Annotated in this window: 15 protein-coding genes; 9 read left to right on the top strand and 6 right to left on the bottom strand. The window is 63.3% G+C overall.

The genetic code is table 11. The annotated features are described in order from the left end of the window. Positions 1-8 precede the first annotated feature (8 nt). Entirely contained in the window at positions 9-890 is an 882-nt protein-coding gene (locus ACOSV0_RS31760) for a LysR family transcriptional regulator (RefSeq protein ID WP_434111384.1), read from the bottom strand. Between the two features lie 101 nt (positions 891-991). Between ACOSV0_RS31760 and ACOSV0_RS31765 the strand changes: the two genes are divergently transcribed. Next, on the top strand, positions 992-1,912 hold the full coding sequence (locus tag ACOSV0_RS31765) for a DMT family transporter (RefSeq protein ID WP_434111385.1): 921 nt from the start codon (positions 992-994) through the stop codon (positions 1,910-1,912). A 157-nt stretch (positions 1,913-2,069) separates the two neighbouring features. On the opposite strand, the gene ACOSV0_RS31770 is transcribed toward ACOSV0_RS31765, so the two are convergent. The 3 genes from ACOSV0_RS31770 to ACOSV0_RS31780 all read right to left on the bottom strand — a co-directional run bounded on the left by ACOSV0_RS31770 (position 2,070) and on the right by ACOSV0_RS31780 (position 4,186). Then, positions 2,070-2,321, bottom strand: coding sequence for a Txe/YoeB family addiction module toxin (locus ACOSV0_RS31770; RefSeq protein WP_434115934.1), 252 nt, complete (start codon positions 2,319-2,321; stop codon positions 2,070-2,072). A gap of 10 nt (positions 2,322-2,331) precedes the next feature. Next, entirely contained in the window at positions 2,332-2,625 is a 294-nt protein-coding gene (locus tag ACOSV0_RS31775; RefSeq protein WP_175054819.1) for a type II toxin-antitoxin system Phd/YefM family antitoxin, read from the bottom strand. Positions 2,626-2,887: 262 nt separating this feature from the next. Then, positions 2,888-4,186, bottom strand: coding sequence for an MFS transporter (locus tag ACOSV0_RS31780; protein ID WP_434115936.1), 1,299 nt, complete (start codon positions 4,184-4,186; stop codon positions 2,888-2,890). A 188-nt stretch (positions 4,187-4,374) separates the two neighbouring features. On the opposite strand from ACOSV0_RS31780, the gene ACOSV0_RS31785 reads away from it, so the two are divergent. The 8 genes from ACOSV0_RS31785 to mdcH are packed head-to-tail and all read left to right on the top strand — an operon-like array spanning position 4,375 to position 11,549. Then, the gene (locus tag ACOSV0_RS31785; RefSeq protein WP_434111387.1) at positions 4,375-5,148 is read left to right on the top strand and encodes a GntR family transcriptional regulator; all 774 of its coding nucleotides are present in this window, start codon (positions 4,375-4,377) and stop codon (positions 5,146-5,148) included. Positions 5,149-5,156: 8 nt separating this feature from the next. Then, positions 5,157-6,827, top strand: a complete 1,671-nt coding sequence (gene mdcA / locus ACOSV0_RS31790; RefSeq protein ID WP_434111389.1) for a malonate decarboxylase subunit alpha — start codon at positions 5,157-5,159, stop codon at positions 6,825-6,827. 2 nt (positions 6,828-6,829) lie between these two features. Next, the gene (locus ACOSV0_RS31795) at positions 6,830-7,927 is read left to right on the top strand and encodes a triphosphoribosyl-dephospho-CoA synthase (RefSeq protein WP_434111391.1); all 1,098 of its coding nucleotides are present in this window, start codon (positions 6,830-6,832) and stop codon (positions 7,925-7,927) included. Then, positions 7,915-8,229: a malonate decarboxylase subunit delta gene (locus tag ACOSV0_RS31800; RefSeq protein WP_434111393.1), complete on the top strand. Its 315-nt coding sequence runs from the start codon at positions 7,915-7,917 to the stop codon at positions 8,227-8,229. Before ACOSV0_RS31795 ends, ACOSV0_RS31800 begins: the two co-directional genes overlap by 13 nt. Continuing rightward, positions 8,226-9,107, top strand: coding sequence for a biotin-independent malonate decarboxylase subunit beta (locus tag ACOSV0_RS31805; protein WP_434111395.1), 882 nt, complete (start codon positions 8,226-8,228; stop codon positions 9,105-9,107). The genes ACOSV0_RS31800 and ACOSV0_RS31805 overlap by 4 nt, the downstream gene beginning before the upstream one ends. After that, positions 9,104-9,919 carry a biotin-independent malonate decarboxylase subunit gamma gene (gene mdcE, locus ACOSV0_RS31810; RefSeq protein WP_434111397.1) on the top strand — a complete coding sequence of 272 codons (816 nt, stop codon included), beginning with the start codon at positions 9,104-9,106 and terminating at the stop codon, positions 9,917-9,919. Before ACOSV0_RS31805 ends, mdcE begins: the two co-directional genes overlap by 4 nt. After that, positions 9,919-10,611 (top strand): malonate decarboxylase holo-ACP synthase, encoded by a 693-nt coding sequence (locus tag ACOSV0_RS31815; RefSeq protein ID WP_434111399.1) that lies wholly within the window; start codon positions 9,919-9,921, stop codon positions 10,609-10,611. Before mdcE ends, ACOSV0_RS31815 begins: the two co-directional genes overlap by 1 nt. Continuing rightward, the gene (gene mdcH / locus ACOSV0_RS31820; RefSeq protein ID WP_434111401.1) at positions 10,611-11,549 is read left to right on the top strand and encodes a malonate decarboxylase subunit epsilon; all 939 of its coding nucleotides are present in this window, start codon (positions 10,611-10,613) and stop codon (positions 11,547-11,549) included. Before ACOSV0_RS31815 ends, mdcH begins: the two co-directional genes overlap by 1 nt. Positions 11,550-11,583: 34 nt before the next feature. Here the strand turns inward: mdcH and ACOSV0_RS31825 are convergent, their stop codons facing one another. Then, on the bottom strand, positions 11,584-11,904 hold the full coding sequence (locus tag ACOSV0_RS31825) for a type II toxin-antitoxin system PemK/MazF family toxin (protein ID WP_434111403.1): 321 nt from the start codon (positions 11,902-11,904) through the stop codon (positions 11,584-11,586). After that, complete coding sequence (locus tag ACOSV0_RS31830) at positions 11,898-12,146, bottom strand: AbrB/MazE/SpoVT family DNA-binding domain-containing protein (RefSeq protein WP_434111405.1); 249 nt, start codon at positions 12,144-12,146, stop codon at positions 11,898-11,900. The genes ACOSV0_RS31825 and ACOSV0_RS31830 overlap by 7 nt, the downstream gene beginning before the upstream one ends. Between the last annotated feature and the right edge of the window lie 69 nt (positions 12,147-12,215).

Below are 12,215 nucleotides of genomic sequence, written 5' to 3' on the forward strand. Positions count from 1 at the left end.
CCGGGTAGTTAGGCCGCCGCCCCGCGCGTCTGCGGCCGCAGCGACAAATCCTGCACCATCTGCGCGGCCAGATAATCGCACGTCGGCCGATCCGATTTGGCGCTGCGCGCCACCACGATTTCCAGCGGCGCGATCTTCGGCAAGCCTTGCGCTTCGCCCAGAATCGCCAGCCGCGGCGGCACGCTGCAACGTGTGAGCGCGATCACCGAAAGCCCCGCGTCCACCGTTGCCACCAGCCCCATCAGACTGGCGCTGCTGAACGCCGCCCGATAGCGGATACGCGCGCCGTTCAGCGCGGCCAGCGTATGCTCGCGCGCGACACAGCCCGGCTCGTAAAGCCCAACCGGCAGCGGCGACGTCGCCAGCACCGGCGTATCCACTGACGCTCCCACCCACACCATCGGCTCGCTGCGCACGAATTCGCCGCGCAATTTGCGATCACGCGTGACGAAAGCGAGGTCGATCTTGTTATCGGCCAGCATCGGCGCGAGCGAGGTGCTCTGCGCACAGACGATCTCGATCTCCACATGCGGATACAGATTCGAAAAGCGCCGCAACACCGGCGACAGTAGCGACGACACGTAATCGTCAGGTGCGCCCAGCACCACGCGCCCGGTCACCTCGGGCCGCACGATCGCCGACCACGCCTCCTCATGCAACGCCAGCACCCGCCGCGCGTATTCGAGCAGCGTATTGCCGGGCCGCGTAAGCGAGAGATTGCGCGTGTTGCGGGCGAACAGCGTGGTACCGAGCATGGTTTCGAGCCGCTTGATCTGCATGCTGACCGCCGCCTGCGAGCGATGCACGGTCGCCGACGCCTTTGTGAAACTGCCCGTTTCCACCACCGCGACGAAGGTGCGCAGCAAATCGACGTCGAATTCGGGGTGCATGATTTATCAATCCAGCTTATGGAATTGCTAAATTTAATTCGTTTGTCGGTGCTACGCAAGCGGCGCAATACTGGTGACTCCCTCTCACGGAGCTGCTCGGCATGTCCCTCACCCAACGTCAACAAGGCGCGATTACGCTGGCCAGCGGCGGGCTTCTGATGGGCACGCTCGGTATCTTCGTCGAGGAAGCGCGGCTCGGCGCGCTGACGCTGGTGTTCTTTCGCTGCCTGTTCGGTTTCCTCTCGCTCGCCGCGTATTGCGCGTGGAAGGGCTTCTTCACACGAGCGCATTTCACGCGGCGCACCGTCGCGCTCGCGCTGATCTCCGGCGTGTTGATGGTCACGCAATGGGTCGGTTTCTTCGACGCGATTCATCGCACCAGCATTGCGGTGGCGACGGTGGTATTTCACGTGCAGCCGTTCTGGGTCGTGCTGATGGGCGCGGCGCTGTTCAACGAGCGCCTCGGCGCCGACCGGCTCGGCTGGATCGCGACCGCGTTCGTCGGGCTTGTCCTGGCTTCAGGCGTGGCGGCTACCGAGAATCTGCAGGGGCATGCGAGCTATCTGATCGGCATCGGCGAAGCATTGGTGGGTTCGGTGCTGTACGCGTGCGTCACGCTGATTGCCAAAGGACTCGGCAATTTGCGGCCGCATCTGCTGACGCTTGCGCAATGCGCAGTCGGCGTGGTGTGCCTGCCGTTCATTGCACCGCTCACTGCCGTGCATATCGGGCCGATGCAGTGGTTCTGGCTGATCGGCATGGGCGTGCTGCATACGGGGCTGTCGTATGTACTGATCTATGGCGCGCTGCCGAAGCTGACCACGCCGATCATCGCCGTACTGCTGTTCGTTTATCCGCTGACGGCGATCGTGGTCGATGCGGTTGTGTATGGACGGGCGCTGTCGCTGCCGCAACTGGCGGGCATGGCGTTGATCGTGATCGCGAGTCTCGGCGTGAATCTTGGCTGGCCGCTACTTTCGATGTTGCGCTCCAGCGGACGGGCGCGGCATCACGCGGATTGAGCATTGAGGCAAGCGGTTGCACGCTGGTCGTACGCCGATAGCACACTGGTCACCCACCGCTTGCCGACGTCATGAAAGTTAGCAAACGGTCCGTATCGTGCCACTCGCGCCGCACGCGCTGAACAACAAAAAACGGGCAATGCGCCCGGTTTTTGTTTTAGTCGTCGTAGTGGAAACGGCAAGCGGTCACATAAATCTTTCCGTCTCGCGGCAAGTAGATCAGGCGATCAGCGTGAGTAATGCGTCTTGACCAGAAACCGCTCAAGCTGCCCACCAGTGCTTCCGGCTTTCCAGTACCGCAATAAGGATCGCGCCGACACTCCTCCAGCAACGTATTAATCTTGCGCAAGACCTTTCGATCGGTCTCTTGCCAATACAGATAGTCGTCCCACGCTTCGTCCGTAAACATAAAAACACTATCAGCCTTTGCGGCCTCCTCGTTGCGGCTTTTCTGTTTGTTCATCGGTCAGCAGTTCGCGCGCAGTCGCACCGCCGGCGTTCAATTGGGCGATAGATTTAGCGAGCCGCTGGGCGTTCTTCGACGAACTCAACAGATACAAGGTCTCCTGCATCGCATTGAAATCTTCGAGCGAAACCATGACCACATTTTCTCCGCCCTGTCGGGTTATCAGCATAGGCGTGTGATCGCGGCAGACGTCGTCCATCGCTTGCTTAAAGCCGGCACGCGCCTCGCTGTAAGTAAGGACGTTCATTCGTTTTATCGACCTGAGAGGTTTCCCTCCAGTCGCTCCTGTCAAAAGTTAGAGACGATTCCACTGCCGAATTGATTTCTTGCACCGCGGAGGCTGGCAGATGAGCCGGTTGCCCAGAAGAAAAAACCTCTGCGCAACGGCAATCATTGTACAGATTGTCGTACAAATCAACAAACCCAAAACGGCGGAGGAACACGTCGCCTAACCAATAGAAAGCATGCCTGCCGCCGCCCACGCCCGCCACTCAGCCAAACGGCCAACCTCACTGCGGCAACACCTCACCCTTCGTCTCCGGCGCAAACGGAATCACGAACAAGCCGACGATAAACGCCAGCGCCGTGAGCGCCACCGGCACGCCGAGCGTATGCATATGCAACACCGCCGCGCCGAGCAGAAAGTTCACACCCGCCCCGACAAACCGCCCGAACGACGTACAGAACGCGAACGCCGTAGCCCGTACGCGGGTCTCGAACTGCTCCGGCAGCCACAAGCTGAACAGCGCAAAATTGCCGCCGAAGAAACCCAGCACGAAGAGCCACGCGATAAACGGTGCGAGTCCGTTCGGCAGATAGAACGCCCAGCCGAAACTGCCGACAATCGCCACCGCCATGCCGACGAAGTAAATCGCCAGCGTCTTCTTGCGGCCGATGCGCTCAGCCAGCGGCGGTAACGCGAGACAACCGAGAATCGTCGCGATCGACAGCAAGCCGGTTGCCAGCGACGCCGTCCTGATCGCATCGTTCTTCGCCATGCCGGCCTTCGTCGCCAGTTGAATCACAGCCGACGGCTCGTACACCGCGCCCGCCCACAAACCGACGATCGCGATGGTCAGCAGAATGCACGCGACCCACGTGCGACGCCGATACGTCGGCCCGAGAATTTCGCGCAGCGGTTTGACGTGCACGGTGCGCGCCTCCGCTTTCTGCCACTTTTCCGACTCCTTCACGCGCAGCAGCACCAGAATGGCGACCACCACCGGCACGGCACCGGTCAGGAACATCGCGCGCCAGCCGTAATGCACGCCGATCGTATAGTTGAGCGCCGCCGCGAGGAAGAATCCCGCGTAGTACCCCGTTTGCAGATAACCCGCGCCCATCTTGCGGCGATCTTCCGGCCATGCTTCGGCCACATACGTCCCCGCCAACGCCCACTCGCCGCCAATGCCGACCCCGGCAATGAAGCGGTAAATGCCGAGCTCCCACACGTTGTGCGAGGTCGCGGCAAGCCCTGTGAAAATAGCGAACGTGAAAATGGTGCCCGCCAGCACCTTGGTGCGGCCGAAGCGGTCCGCCAACGGCCCCCAGATAAACGACAACCCCCAGCCGACCAGAAACAGCGCGAACAGAATCGAACCGGCGAGGCCGACATTCGCGGGCGTCGCGGCGTACCCCGAGCGCGGCAACAACTCGGTCAGCGCCGGCGTCAACACGAGCGCGTAGATGAACGAGTCCATCCCGTCGAGCGTCCAGCCCGCCCATGCTCCCCAAAACCCTGCGATCTGCGAACGATTGAGCGGCGTGCGGCGCCGAGCGACCGACGTGCGGTCGGTTAGTGAATTCATCATGCTCCTCCGGCCCTGCGGTTGGCGTACGTGACTTACATAAAAGGAACGACGAGATGGCGCGCTTGCTAGTGGATCGATACGCCTCGTATAACGATGAGAGGGCATCGCAGGCCACCGGGCGGTGAGTAATTTTCCGGGTTTGCCCGTCTGTTAAGTGCGCAATTTCATATATAATATTCAATATCATGAGCGACGCAATAGATGGTTTTCCCCTGGACGCCCCGGCGCGCAGCCCGCTTTTACCCGCGGCGCCGCCGCGTGAGAGCACGTCCCGTGTGATCGCGGAGGCGCTGCGCGCGGCGATTGTCGACGGCACGCTGGCGCCTGGCGCGCCGCTGCGGCAGGACGCGATCGCGCGGCATTTCTCGGTCAGCGCCATTCCCGTGCGCGAGGCCTTGCGCCAGCTCGAAAGCGAAGGCTGGGCGAGAGCCGCCGTGCATAAAGGCGCGACCGTCGCGCCGTTGTCGGCGGACGAGGCGCGCGAAATCTATGAAATCCGCTCCGCGCTGGAGAGCCTCGCCATCGGCCTCGCCATTCCGAATCACACCGCCGCCACGCTGCGGGAATCCGCCATCCTTTGCCGTGCCGCCGAACGCGAGCCGGACCCGTCGTTGTATGTCGCGCGCAATGTGGCGTTTCATATGAGCCTGTATGCGCCCGCCGCCCGTCCGCAACTCGAAGATATGATCGGCACGCTGCATCGGCGCGGCGAACGGTATTTGCGCCTGAAGTTCGATTTGCCGTCGTACAAAGGCGAGTCGGACAACGAACACACCGCGCTGCTCGACGCCGTACAGCGCCGCGACATTCCCGCGGCACAATCTCTGGTCGTCGCGCATCTGCTCGGCACCGGCGACCTGCTTCATCGTTTCCTGACCGAACGCGCGCAGGCGGAAGCCGCGCTTGCGAACCAACCCAAGCCGCGCGCCAGACGCACGCGCACCACCACCGGGAGCTGAATCCGCCGATGAACCGACCCGCCGAAGCCGCCGCAGCTTCCACCACTGCACGCTCATGGACCACGCGCCGCGACGAAAAAAACCGGCGCCTCGCGGCCATTGCACCGTGGCTGGAAGACGGCGTGCTGCCGACCAACCGTATCGTCGATGCCCTCGAAACGCTGATTCAGCCAGGCGACCGCGTCGCACTCGAGGGCGACAACCAGAAGCAGGCCGACTTCCTGTCCCGTTCGCTCGCCAAGGTGGATCCGCAAAAGATTCACGACGTGCATCTGCTGATTTCGAGCATCGGCCGCCCTGAACATCTGACGCTGTTCGAGCGCGGCATTGCACACAAGGTCGATTTCTCGTTTGCCGGGCCGCAGAGTTTGCGCGTCGCGCAACTGCTCGAAGACGGTCAACTGGAAATCGGCGCGATCTATACGTACGTCGAGTTGTACGCGCGGATGTTCGTCGATCTCACGCCGCACGTCGCGCTGCTGTGCGCGGAAAAAGCCGACCGTCACGGCAACCTGTACACCGGCCCGAATACCGAAGACACGCCCACGATCGCGGAAGCCGCCGCGTTCCGGCACGGCATCGTGATCGTGCAGGTGAACGAGATCGTCGATGAATTGCCGCGTGTCGATATTCCGGGTTCGTGGGTCGACGTGGTCGTGCAGGCGGACCGGCCGTTCGCCGTCGAGCCGCTCTTCACGCGCGATCCGCGTCATATCGGCGACCTGCAGGTGCTCACCGCGATGATGGTGATTCGCGGCATCTACGAACCGTACGGTGTGAGCTCGCTGAATCACGGCATCGGCTTCGATACCGCGGCCATCGAATTGCTGCTGCCCACTTACGGCGAATCGCTCGGGCTGAAAGGCAAAATCTGTCGTAACTGGACGCTCAATCCCCATCCCACCATGATCCCCGCGATCGAATCGGGCTGGGTCGACAGCATCCACTGCTTCGGCAGCGAAGTCGGCATGGAGGCCTACATCGAAGCACGCCCCGACGTCTTTTTTACGGGCAACGACGGCAGCCTGCGCTCGAACCGCGTGCTGTGCCAGCTGGCCGGGCAATACGGCGTCGATCTGTTTATCGGCTCGACCTTGCAGATCGACGCGGACGCGAATTCATCGACGGTGACGCGCGGCCGCCTTGCCGGTTTCGGCGGTGCGCCGAACATGGGCCACGATCCACGCGGCCGACGTCATTCGAGCGAAGCGTGGCTCAAGCTGCTGAAGGATCAGGGTCCGGTCTCGCGCGGACAGAAGCTGGTCGTGCAGTTGGCCGAGACCTACAAGAAAGGCGGCGAACCGACCTTCGTCGATGAACTCGATGCGGTTGCGGTCGGTGCGAAGAGCGGCATGCCGATCGCCCCCGTGATGATCTACGGCGACGATGTAAGCCACGTCGTTACCGAAGAAGGCATCGCACATTTGCATAAAGCCGAAGGGATCGACGAACGGCGCGCGGCGCTGGCTGCCGTGGCCGGTGTGACGCCGATCGGACTGCGCGCGAAGCCGGAGAAGACCGCCGAATTGCGCCGGCGCGGCATCGTCGCGTATCCGGAAGATCTCGGCATCCGGCGTGGCGAAGCAAAGCGTTCGCTGCTGGCGGCACGCAGCATCGACGATCTGGTGACGTGGTCGGGTGGTCTGTACACGCCGCCGGCCCGCTTCAGGAGCTGGTGACGATGGCGCCCGCTGTTTTGCTCGAGTGCGAGGCCGACGCCATGCCGGACGCGAAGGCGGAACTCGCGTCCCGTGCTGCCGCGATGACTGGAAGAGAAACGGGCACGGTCAGGTCCACGGCTTATGCCGAACCGGTGGCTGAGGTCGACGTGCTTTGGCGCATCGCACCAGCACACCAGCACGCCACGGTTTCGCGCACGGCAGGCACGGCAGAAAGGCCGGCGGTTAGGCTACGGGTCGCACCGTCCGACGCACAACTCGCACGCTACGCCGTCACCGCGCTAATCGAAGAAGCGCAACTCACGCCGAAACCCGCGCTGGTCGACCGGCGCGGCAGCGGCGCGCATCGCGACCTCGATCTCGCCACCATGCTGCGCTCGGCACACGCACTCGAACCGACCTTCGCGGCGCTTGCACGTGCAGCGCGCCGCCGCGGCGAACCCTCCGCGCTTTTGCGTGCCGAACTCGCGCAGATAGGCCGCGCCGGCGAGCAGGACATGCTGCATGCCACCGGCGGCAGCAACGCTCATCGTGGCGCGATCTGGATTATCGGCCTGTTGGTAGCGGGTGCCGCGATGCCCGGCAGTGGCACGCATCCGAATGCGTCGCACGTATGCACGCTCGCCGCGCAGATTGCCTGCTTCCCGGATCGCTTCGCGGCGCCTGCCGATAGTCACGGCGAGCGAGCGCGGCAACGCTATCAGGTGGGCGGAGCGCGCCGCGAGGCACAAGACGGTTTCCCGCACGTCATCGATATCGGCTTGCCCGCGTTGCTCGCGGCGCGAGCCAGCGGAGTCGACGAGAACGCCGCGCGCATCGACGCCCTGCTCTCGATCATGGTGTCGCTCGACGACACCTGCCTGCTGCATCGCGCGGGTTTGCCCGGTTTGCACGCGGCACAACACGGCGCGCGCCGCGTGCTGCAAGCAGGCGGAAGCTCGACGCCGGACGGTCACACCGCTCTCGTCGCACTCGAACACGCACTGCTGTCACTCAACGCATCACCTGGCGGCGCAGCCGATCTGCTTGCCGCCACCCTCTTTCTCGACATGCTGGCGCATCACGACGCCAGTGGGAGCTCAGCCTCATGGAACATCTGACCTTCGACTATCCGGCGCAACGCGCTGTCACGACCCGAGCGCATGTCGGCGTAGTCGGTTCGGGCGATCTGGAAGTCCTGTTGTCGCCTGCTGAAAACGCCGCGGCTTTGACCGCGCACGTAGTCGTGCGGACCAGTGTCGATGGCTACAGTCACATCTGGAAGAGCGTGCTCGACCGTTTCTTCACGCGCTACGACGGCGCGGCGCAGATCGAAATCAACGACTTCGGCGCAACGCCCGGTGTCGTCGCGCTGCGGCTTGCGGAAGCCATCGAAGCCGCGGAACAGGGAGACGCCGCATGACTGTCGCCACTGCACGTCCCGCGTCGATGCTGCGCGAAAGCTTCATCGAATTGTCCGCTCGCGAACGCGCCCGCTCGCTGCTCGACGCCGGCTCGTTCCGCGAACTGCTCGGACCGTTCGACAAGATCGAGTCGCCGTGGCTGCCGCTGCAAGGTGTGGTCTGCCAGGCCGATGACGGCTGCGTGATCGCGCGCGGCACCATCGACGGCGAGCCGGCCGTCGTCGCCGCAATCGAGTCTGCATTCCAGGGCGGCAGCATCGGCGAAGTGTCGGGCAGCAAGATCGCCGCGGCGCTCGAAATGGCGTTGCGCGACTGCGAACGCGGCAAGATCGTGCGCCCTGTCGTGTTGTTCGAAACCGGCGGCGTCAGGCTTCAGGAAGCCAACCTCGGCCTCGCGGTGATCGCCGAGATTCAGGCCGCGATTGTCGCGTTGCGCCGCCATGTGCCGGTGGTCGGCGTGATCGCGGGGATGGTCGGGTGCTTTGGCGGGATGTCGCTTGCTGCGGCCTTGTGCTCGTATCTCGTCGTGACGAAGCAAGGGCGGCTCGGCATGAACGGTCCCGAAGTGATCGAACAGGAAGCCGGTATCGAAGAACTCGACGCCAGCGATCGGCGCCACGTGTGGCAGTTGATCGGCGGCGAACAACGGGCCGCGACCGCGCTCGCCGATCAACTGGTCGACGACGATGCAAACGCCGTGCGCGCCGCCGTGCAGTCCGCATTCACTCAAGGGCTGCCGGCCGCGCATCGCAGCGAACAGGTCGACGCGTTTCTGAATCGCCTCGCGCAGATCGACCCAGCCAGCGTCACGCCGGAGACAATGCGCGCCGTGTACAACCCGCAAGCCCAGAACGACGCGCGCAAGGAGCAGGCATGAACGACATCACCCTCAGCCGCGGCGCGCGCTGGTTCCATGCACTGGCCGGCGAACCGTCCGGCAAGGCGCCCGTGTGGAGCGGCGATGCGTCGCTCGGCGGCGAGACCGCGCGCTTCATTACGGTCGTCCCCGATCCCGACAATCGCTTTCCGCGCGCGACCGATAATGTGGTCGGTCTCGAGCAAGGCTGGCAACTCGCGCGCGCGGTCCGCGAGGTCATCGCACAGGACGAGGCGAGCGGCACACGCCGCCCGATCGTCGCGATCGTCGATGTCAAAAGCCAGGCGTACGGCTACCGCGAAGAAATGCTCGGCATTCACCTCGCCTGCGCCGCTGCGGTCGATGCCTATGCATCAGCACGCGATGCCGGGCATCCGGTGATCGCGCTGATCGTCGGGCCCGCCATGTCGGGTGCGTTCCTCGCGCACGGCTATCAGGCCAACCGGATCGTCGCGCTCGATGCGCCCGGCACGATGGTCCATGCAATGGGCAAGGAAGCGGCCGCCCGCGTCACGCGGCGCACCGTCGAAGCACTCGACGCCCTCGGCGAAACCATCGTGCCGATGTCGTATTCGATGACGTCGTTTGCCAAACTCGGTCTGCTCGATCAGTTGATCGAAGGCGTCGACGCCGATGCGCCGGATGCCGCGCAAATCGAACGCGTGCGTCAGGTGCTGACCGAGCATATTCACAGTGCACGCGATGACAACCGCGGTCTGTCGCATCGTCTCGAATCGGCAGCGGCCCAAAAGAATCGCGCAGCGTCGATCGAAGTGCGACGCCGCCTCGCCGAACAATGGGATGCCGTGTAATGCAAGTCTGCGCCGCGCCGCCGTTTGCAGCCGAGCACGCGCTGTCGTGCGACGCGCGCTGGCGGCCGCATGATCTGCTGCGCTTGCATCGCTTGCGGCAGTTTGACGGCGAACCGGAGTGGGTTCGCGTGTCTTTCGAGCGTGCGCCGTATGCAGTCGTGAGACGCGCGCTGGCCGCTGATGGCTTCGTTGCAATCGGCTTGCGCGGTGCGGAGCGGTCGCAGCGTTACGGCGCCTGGGTGCATCTGGACGACATCGAAACCGCCGTGCCGCCGGAAGAGTTAGCGCAACGCAGCCCTCTTGCGGAACGTACTGCGTTTCCTGCTTTCACGGCCCTTGCCGCATTACAACGCGACACGACCGGCACATTGTCTGAATTCGTCTGGGGACCCACCGGCAGCACGGGTTTCGAACTCGCTACGCAGGCACCCACGGCCACTTTATCGAGCGATCTCGATGTACTGATCCGCGCACCGGAAAAACTCTCACACCACGCTGCCATTCAGTTGCTGAGTTATCTGCAAGCAATCGCACAACGCGCCGGCATTCGCGTGGATGCGCAACTGGAAACGCCTGCAGGCGGAATCGCGCTGGCCGAATGGGCAGCGGGCAAAGCACGCGTGATGGCGCGCCATGCTCGCGGCCCGCAACTGATTGCCGATCCGTGGGCGCCCGCTCACGGCGATGCCTGATGCTTGCCCTTCTGTTTCCCGGCCAGGGCGCGCAGTCGGACGGATTCCTGCACCGTCTGCCACAGCATCACGCCGTGCGTGACACCCTCGAAGAAGCGTCTCAGGTGCTCAGCATCGACGTACTGACACTCGACACCATAGACTCACTGCGCTCGACCGTGGCCGTTCAGATTGGTTTGACGGTTGCGGGCGTGGCTTTCATGCGTGCGCTCGCAGATGAACAGCTCACGCCGGAGATCAGCGCGGGTTTGTCGGTTGGCGCATATGCCGCTGCGGTCAGTTGCGGCGCGGTTCACTTCGGCGACGCGTTAAAGATGGTTCGCAAGCGCGCGGAATTGATGGAGACAGCGTACCCGTCCGGCTACGGTCTCGCAGCTGTGTCCGGCTTGACCGAACATCAACTGGAAACACTTGCCGCGCAGCACGCGGACGCGGGCAATCAACGTGTCTATGTTGGCAATGTGAATGCGCCGCGTCAGATCGTCATGGCGGGGACGAATAAAGCGCTGGACACGTTCATTGAACGCGCTCTGGCGGCTGGCGCACGCAAAGCTGTGCGTCTTGCGGTCAGTGTGCCGTCGCATTGCGAACTGCTCGCGCACGCGACGGACGAACTCATTGCGTACGCGCAGGATGTGCCTTTTCATGCGCCCCAAAGCACCTATATCGGCAATCGCGGCGGCCGGCCTCTGTACACGGTCCAAGCCATTCGCGACGATCTCGCGACCAATATGCGCTTCACCGTGCGTTGGTTCGACGCGCTCACGGTCATGCAGGAAATGGGCGCCCGCGTGCTGATCGAAGCGCCACCCGGCCAGGTCTTGACGGACATTGCGCGTGAGAACTTTCCCGACGCCACCGCGCTTGCCGCGAGTACCTTCTCGTTCGACAAGCTGGTTGCTACGGCGCGCCGGCGCCTCCGTATAGATGAGCCTTAAGACATGCTCATCCGGCCGACGCGTGCCTCATCACTTACTCGACAAAGATTTCCTGCAACGTCGACAACGCGTTCGATAGCGCCGTATCCGACACCGCACCGGCGCGCTTCACAAGCCGTGTCTTGTCTACCGTGCGAATCTGATCGAGCAGGATCAAACCCTTCTTGCGCAGGAAGGTAAGCGGGACACGAAAAGGCGCCGCACGGCCAGCCGTGGTCATGGGCGCGACAATGACCGTGCGCAGGTGATCGTGCAACTCGGCCGGCGAAACAACCACGCAAGGCCGCGTTTTCTGAATCTCGCTGCCAACGGTGTGATCCAACGCGACCAGCCAGACGTCGCCGCGCGCTACCACTCGAGCCCCGCGTCATCGGCGTTGGGAAACTCGCCCATTACCAGTGTGTCGTCTTTCGACGCTGCCAACGAACGGCTAGCGTCCGCCCACCCGGTACGCGCTTTTTTCTGCGGACGCCTGATCACCAGAGCGTTTCCTTCAACTTGCATATCCACTTCGTCCTCCAGCCCAAGTTGGGTCAAGATCGGTTTCGGAATCAGTACACCATGGGAATTACCCATTCTGCGGATGGTCGTTTTCATGGCTGAACCTGAAGTGAAATGCTAAACGGTTGGGGCATCGAAGTAAACACAATGTTAGTACAGTGTAGC

Origin of the sequence: Paraburkholderia caffeinilytica, assembly GCF_051027425.1 — a bacterium.
GTDB classification, from domain to species: Bacteria; Pseudomonadota; Gammaproteobacteria; order Burkholderiales; family Burkholderiaceae; genus Paraburkholderia; species Paraburkholderia caffeinilytica_A.

Excerpts from the sequence above, each read along its gene's own strand:
- ACOSV0_RS31760 (WP_434111384.1), bottom strand. The coding sequence starts at position 890 with ATGCACCCCGAATTCGACGTCGATTTGCTGCGCACCTTCGTCGCGGTG.
- ACOSV0_RS31765 (WP_434111385.1), top strand. The coding sequence starts at position 992 with ATGTCCCTCACCCAACGTCAACAAGGCGCGATTACGCTGGCCAGCGGC.
- ACOSV0_RS31770 (WP_434115934.1), bottom strand. The coding sequence starts at position 2,321 with ATGTTTACGGACGAAGCGTGGGACGACTATCTGTATTGGCAAGAGACC.
- ACOSV0_RS31775 (WP_175054819.1), bottom strand. The coding sequence starts at position 2,625 with ATGAACGTCCTTACTTACAGCGAGGCGCGTGCCGGCTTTAAGCAAGCG.
- ACOSV0_RS31780 (WP_434115936.1), bottom strand. The coding sequence starts at position 4,186 with ATGAATTCACTAACCGACCGCACGTCGGTCGCTCGGCGCCGCACGCCG.
- ACOSV0_RS31785 (WP_434111387.1), top strand. The coding sequence starts at position 4,375 with ATGAGCGACGCAATAGATGGTTTTCCCCTGGACGCCCCGGCGCGCAGC.
- mdcA (WP_434111389.1), top strand. The coding sequence starts at position 5,157 with ATGAACCGACCCGCCGAAGCCGCCGCAGCTTCCACCACTGCACGCTCA.
- ACOSV0_RS31795 (WP_434111391.1), top strand. The coding sequence starts at position 6,830 with ATGGCGCCCGCTGTTTTGCTCGAGTGCGAGGCCGACGCCATGCCGGAC.
- ACOSV0_RS31800 (WP_434111393.1), top strand. The coding sequence starts at position 7,915 with ATGGAACATCTGACCTTCGACTATCCGGCGCAACGCGCTGTCACGACC.
- ACOSV0_RS31805 (WP_434111395.1), top strand. The coding sequence starts at position 8,226 with ATGACTGTCGCCACTGCACGTCCCGCGTCGATGCTGCGCGAAAGCTTC.
- mdcE (WP_434111397.1), top strand. The coding sequence starts at position 9,104 with ATGAACGACATCACCCTCAGCCGCGGCGCGCGCTGGTTCCATGCACTG.
- ACOSV0_RS31815 (WP_434111399.1), top strand. The coding sequence starts at position 9,919 with ATGCAAGTCTGCGCCGCGCCGCCGTTTGCAGCCGAGCACGCGCTGTCG.
- mdcH (WP_434111401.1), top strand. The coding sequence starts at position 10,611 with ATGCTTGCCCTTCTGTTTCCCGGCCAGGGCGCGCAGTCGGACGGATTC.
- ACOSV0_RS31830 (WP_434111405.1), bottom strand. The coding sequence starts at position 12,146 with ATGAAAACGACCATCCGCAGAATGGGTAATTCCCATGGTGTACTGATT.